Raw genomic sequence first — 262 nt, 5'->3', positions numbered from 1 at the left:
CCCCAGCAGGTGCAGCGCCCCAATCTCGCCGGCCGCGCCCCCGTAGCCCCGGTGCAGCCGGCCGCTGATCAGCGAGCCGGCCCCGGGGCTGAGCCCGGCGAGCACGAAGACGAGGTCGTCGGAGTCGATGCCCGCGCCCTTCCAGTGCTCCGCCACGACCGCCGCGTTGGCGTCGTTCTCCACCAGTACGGGGCAGCGGAACGAGCGCCGCAGCCGGTCGCCCAGCGGCAGTCCTGTCCACCCCGGCAGCGCGGTGCCCAGC

1 protein-coding gene is annotated in these 262 nt (G+C 76.0%); it reads right to left on the bottom strand.

Features of this window, described 5'->3' with window-relative positions; all coding sequences use genetic code 11:
- A partial coding sequence (locus tag ACSNOK_RS34770; RefSeq protein ID WP_436784701.1) for an ROK family protein occupies positions 1-262 on the bottom strand: 262 nt, incomplete at both ends.

The sequence above is a fragment of the Streptomyces sp. URMC 126 genome (genome assembly GCF_051386555.1).
Lineage (GTDB): Bacteria > Actinomycetota > Actinomycetes > Streptomycetales > Streptomycetaceae > Streptomyces.
The sequence above is the reverse complement of the archived record's forward strand: the minus strand, read 5'-3'. Positions and strand labels throughout refer to the sequence as shown.